Annotated in this window: 3 protein-coding genes; all 3 read left to right on the top strand. The window is 51.1% G+C overall.

Annotated elements, in window-relative coordinates; all coding sequences use genetic code 11:
• Positions 1-664 (top strand): type IVB secretion system protein IcmH/DotU (icmH, locus tag RH89_RS12975; protein WP_004402476.1); only part of this gene is annotated, 664 nt, incomplete at its 5' end.
• A gap of 70 nt (positions 665-734) precedes the next feature.
• Entirely contained in the window at positions 735-3,335 is a 2,601-nt protein-coding gene (gene tssH, locus RH89_RS12970) for a type VI secretion system ATPase TssH (protein WP_004402475.1), read from the top strand.
• Position 3,336: 1 nt separating this feature from the next.
• On the top strand, positions 3,337-4,887 hold the full coding sequence (locus RH89_RS12965) for a sigma-54 interaction domain-containing protein (RefSeq protein WP_004402473.1): 1,551 nt from the start codon (positions 3,337-3,339) through the stop codon (positions 4,885-4,887).
• Positions 4,888-4,949 lie beyond the last annotated feature (62 nt).

Genomic DNA, 4,949 nt, shown 5'->3' with positions numbered 1-4,949 from the left:
CAAAATGATCGACGCTGCGACCCCGCTCCTAGGGCTATCGCTGCGTATCCGTTCACTGGCTCAGTGCGACAACATCGAATCCATTTACAAGCAGGCTCAAGAAGAGATCAAAGCCATTGAAATGGAACTGGTTCAGGTGGATGTAGAACACGCGATGATCATGGCGTACCGCTACGTGTTGTGTGCAGTACTGGATGAAGCGGTGATGAGCACGCCTTGGGGAGCAGACAGCACATGGGCAGAACATTCATTGCTGACCCGCTTTCACAACGAAACCTGGGGCGGCGAAAAAGTCTTCACCATTTTGAACCGCTTGCTGAGCGATCCACCTCGCTATCGTCCGTTGCTGGAGTTCATTTACCTCTGCCTGATGCTCGGGTTTGAGGGTAAATACAAGGTGGTGGAAGGCGGAAAAGAAGAGCGTGAACGCGTCGCCATCAAGCTTTACGAAACGCTTTCAAGGTTGGATGACAAAGAGCCAGAAGAGCTGACCAGCGCCACAGATCACGTGGTTGCCACCAAATATCGCCTGAGTCGTCAGATGCCGATTTGGCTGATTTTTGCAGGCTTTGCGGGTTTGTGGGCAGTGGTGTTTTTTGTGTACCGCTACATGCTTCACAGCAAGTCGCTCGATGTACTCAATCAGCTGAATCAGATTCTTTAAAAACACACTCTATATAACTCAAAGATATCAATAGATTTTATTTTCATTTTTCAATGTCAAAGGTTGCGCCGTGATTCGAATCGAACTTCCTACATTAATCAGTAAACTGAACGACCAAAGCAAACTGGCTCTGGAGCAAGCTGCTTCATTGTGCCTTGAACACGAACACTCTGAAGTCACGTTCGAGCACTATTTGCATGTGTTACTGGACAATCCACTCAGTGATGTGCGCGAAATTCTGCGCAGTGGCAATACTGACCATCACGAAGTTCAGGATTTGGTGCACGGCTCGTTTCCGCGTGAAACGGGGCATGATACCTACCCGGTTTTCTCGCCATTGCTGATTGAATTGCTGCAAGATGCCTGGTTGTTGGCATCGACGGAAATGAATCTGGACCACCTCCGCTCCGGCGTGATTTTCTTGACCGCCATCATGCGCCCGGATCGCTATCTGCCACTGCCTTTGGCGAACAAATTCCAGTCTTTGAATCGCGAAACCCTTCGCCGTGAGTTCTTCAACATTTTGAAAGACTCTTCTGAAACTCCGGTTGAAGAAAGTACAGGTAAGAAAAGCAAAGCACCTATCGGCAACGACGGCCAGCGTGCGCTCGACAAATACTGCGCAAACGTCACTGCGCAAGCGCGCAATCAGGAACTTGACCCTGTGTTGTGCCGCGATGAAGAGATCAATCTGATGATCGACATCCTCTGCCGTCGCCGCAAGAACAACCCGATTGTAGTGGGTGATGCCGGTGTCGGTAAAAGTGCAGTGGTTGAAGGTTTGGCGAATCGCATCGTGGACGAAAAGGTGCCCGATAAGCTGAAAAACATCGAACTGATGAGCTTAGATTTGGGCTTGCTGCAAGCAGGGGCTGCGGTAAAAGGCGAGTTTGAAAAGCGCCTCAAATCCATTATTGATGAAGTGAAATCGTCGCCAACGCCGATCATTCTGTTCATCGATGAAGCCCACACGCTGATTGGAGCGGGCAACCAAGAAGGGGGAGGCGATGCCGCCAACCTGTTGAAGCCTGCTCTGGCACGTGGCGAATTGTGCGCCGTGGCTGCTACTACATGGAAAGAATACAAGAAATACTTCGAAAAAGATCCTGCTCTGAGTCGTCGTTTCCAACTGGTGAAGCTGGATGAACCGTCTGCGGATCAAACCGTCGATATCCTTCGCGGCTTGTGCGAAGTGTATGAGAAGAATCATCAGGTTCTGATTTCAGACAGCGCATTAAAAGCCGCGTCGCACCTTTCTGCTCGTTACGTTTCGGGCAGACAACTGCCGGACAAAGCGATTGACGTACTTGATACCGCGTGTGCGCGTATCTCCATCAACCTCAGTACGCCACCATCTCGGATGTCGGAGCTGGAAACCCTACAGCATCAATACGAGTTAGAGCGTCGCATGCTAGAGCGTCAGGTTCAGATTGGTCAGAAGATAGATGAAGAGCGACTTGCCACCCTGATCACCAAAGATGAGGAGTGCAAAGCTGAATATCAGGAAACGGAGCAAGCCTGGCAGAAACAGCGCGATTTGATCAATGAGATGATCGAACTGCGAACAACATTGCTCAGTGACGACCAGTCGGAAGACGACCTCGCCGATACCAAACAAGCATTAGAAACTCTATACGAACAGCTTGATCAAACGCCTTTTAAGGATCGTCTGATTCACCCTGAAGTCGACGAACAACAGGTTGCGGAAGTGATTGCAGACTGGACTGGGGTGCCAATTGATCAAATGAATACCGATGAGCTGACCAAGCTGACGCACCTTCCAGAGATTCTGGAAAACGCCATCAAAGGTCAGGATGTCGCCATCAATCGAATTCACAAACACCTGCTGACCGCTCGTGCCGATTTAAGACGCCCGGGAAGACCAAAGGGCGCATTCCTATTAGTCGGACCAAGTGGTGTGGGTAAAACCGAAACCGTGGTGCAACTGGCAGAAGAGCTGTACGGCGGTAAACGCTTCCTGACCACCATCAATATGTCGGAGTACCAAGAGAAACACACAGTCTCCAGACTGATTGGTTCGCCTCCGGGCTACGTAGGCTTTGGTGAAGGCGGTGTGCTGACTGAAGCGATTCGCAAGATGCCGTATTCAGTCGTGTTGCTGGATGAAGTGGAGAAAGCTCATCCAGAAGTGCTGAACCTGTTCTATCAGGCGTTCGACAAGGGTGAACTGGCGGATGGAGAAGGTCGTTTGATTGACTGTCAGAACATCGTGTTCTTTCTGACGTCTAACCTTGGCTTCCAGACCATTGTCGATTACGCCGAGCGCACCGACGAAATGGACGACGCGCTCTACCCAGAGCTGGCGGCATTCTTTAAACCAGCGTTGCTCGCTCGTATGGAAACGGTGCCGTATCTGCCGCTAGGTGAAGAGGTGATGGAGAAGATTGTTCGCGGCAAGCTGAGCAGGCTCGAAACCACCTTAACCGAGCGCTACAAAGCGACGGTCGATATTGCTTCCAGCGTGATCGAAGAAATCCTTTCCCGAACGACGCGTTCAGAAAACGGCGCCCGCATGCTTGAAGCCATCATCGAAGGGCAGATGTTGCCACCCATTTCTCTGGCGTTACTTGAGAAACTGGCGAACCAAGAGACTGTTACTCACATAGCCATTTCTGCCGAAGACGGCGATTTCATCGGGAAGGTGGAATAGCATGAGTGATTGGCTAAAAGTCGCAGACAAACTGGTGAACGCCAGAGAAGCCTCCGGCTTGGTTCAGGTCATGCTGGATACCTTGCAACACGACCTGCATGTAGACAAGAGCTTCTTTGTTGCCGTGACACCAGACGGTCGCCAACTGATTACCTTAAACCGCGTGCCGGATCTCTGCTGGAACGTCACCGATTTTGAGTGCCCGTTTGCCCATGTACTGCAAAACGGCGGGCAAAAAATCATTAATCACGAACATCTGGTCTATTGGGAAGGGGACACCAACTTTATCTCCCTGATCGACGGGTGCAGACCGGATCAGAAAATCGTGATTACCCCACTTCACAGCCGTTCAGGCGCGATTTTGGCTTTGTCGGTCAACTTGGTGAATGTGGCGATGTGGATAAACGAAGTGGGGCAGTCCAATTACCTGCGTTTCCTCAACCTGTTCACTCGTCATTGGGAGTGGCTTGGTGATTTGAATGCCGCTTCTGCATCAAAAAGCCAGTTGAAAGAATCGCTCTCCTATGTGGAGCAAACTCAGACCATTCTGAAACAGTCGGACTCGATCCGCAGCAAGCTGGTGGGCGACAGTACGCCGATGAAAGCGCTGCGCGAGCAAATTGCGACGGCATCACAGTCGGATATGACGGTGTTGATTCAGGGTGAAACGGGTGTGGGTAAAGATGTGGTGGCGTCTGCCATTCATGAACTTTCCTCACGCCGGGACAAATCGCTGGTGGCGATCAACTGTGCTGCGATTCCGGAAAACTTGCTGGAAAGCGAGCTGTTTGGTTACACCAAGGGTGCGTTTTCAGGTGCAACCTCAAATAAGCCGGGGCTGATTGCGCTGGCAGATGGCGGCACTCTGTTTCTTGACGAAATCGGCGATATGCCCCCGATGCTGCAAGCGAAGCTTTTACGTGTATTGGAAACCCGAACTTTCCGACCTTTGGGGGCAGAAAAAGAGCAGAGCTCCGACTTTCGCTTAGTGGCTGCCACGCACGTGGAACTGCGCCAGAAAATAGAAGAGAAAACCTTCCGTCAGGACCTGTTCTACCGCCTGTACCAGTTCCCGCTGAACGTACCGAGTTTGAAAGAGCGGATGGAAGACGTCGAGGTGCTTGCCAAGCATTTTATCGACCAGTTTAACCAAGCCAATGGCACACGCGTGCGCGGTATTCACTTCAAAGCGCTCGATATGCTGATGCAATACACCTTCCCAGGGAACGTACGTGAACTGCGTCATCTTATTGAGTTTGGCTGTGCGCACCTGCACAACGGGCACGAGCTGATGGCGGATGAGTTAGGGCGTTACATTCAGGATACCGGAGGGATGGCTGCCAACGAAGACAACGTTCAGGACGTGCCGGATGAAGAACAAACGCTGCTGTCGATTTCTGATCTCCGTTCAGCGGTGAAAAGTTACGAATCCAAGATCATTGCGATGCGTTTGCGTCAGTACAAAGGCGATCGCTCCCGCGCGGCAGAAAGCTTGGGAATTCCAAAGCGCACTTTGGCGGATAAATGTTCCAAACTGGAGATCAATATCTGATGATTCGACGCACTTTACTTACGGCAAGTCTTCTTATTGGCGCTTCATCTTCGGCATTTGCA

The organism is Vibrio nigripulchritudo ATCC 27043 (assembly GCF_000222685.1).
GTDB classification, from domain to species: domain Bacteria; phylum Pseudomonadota; class Gammaproteobacteria; order Enterobacterales; family Vibrionaceae; genus Vibrio; species Vibrio nigripulchritudo.
This window is presented reverse-complemented; position numbering and strand designations above follow the sequence as displayed.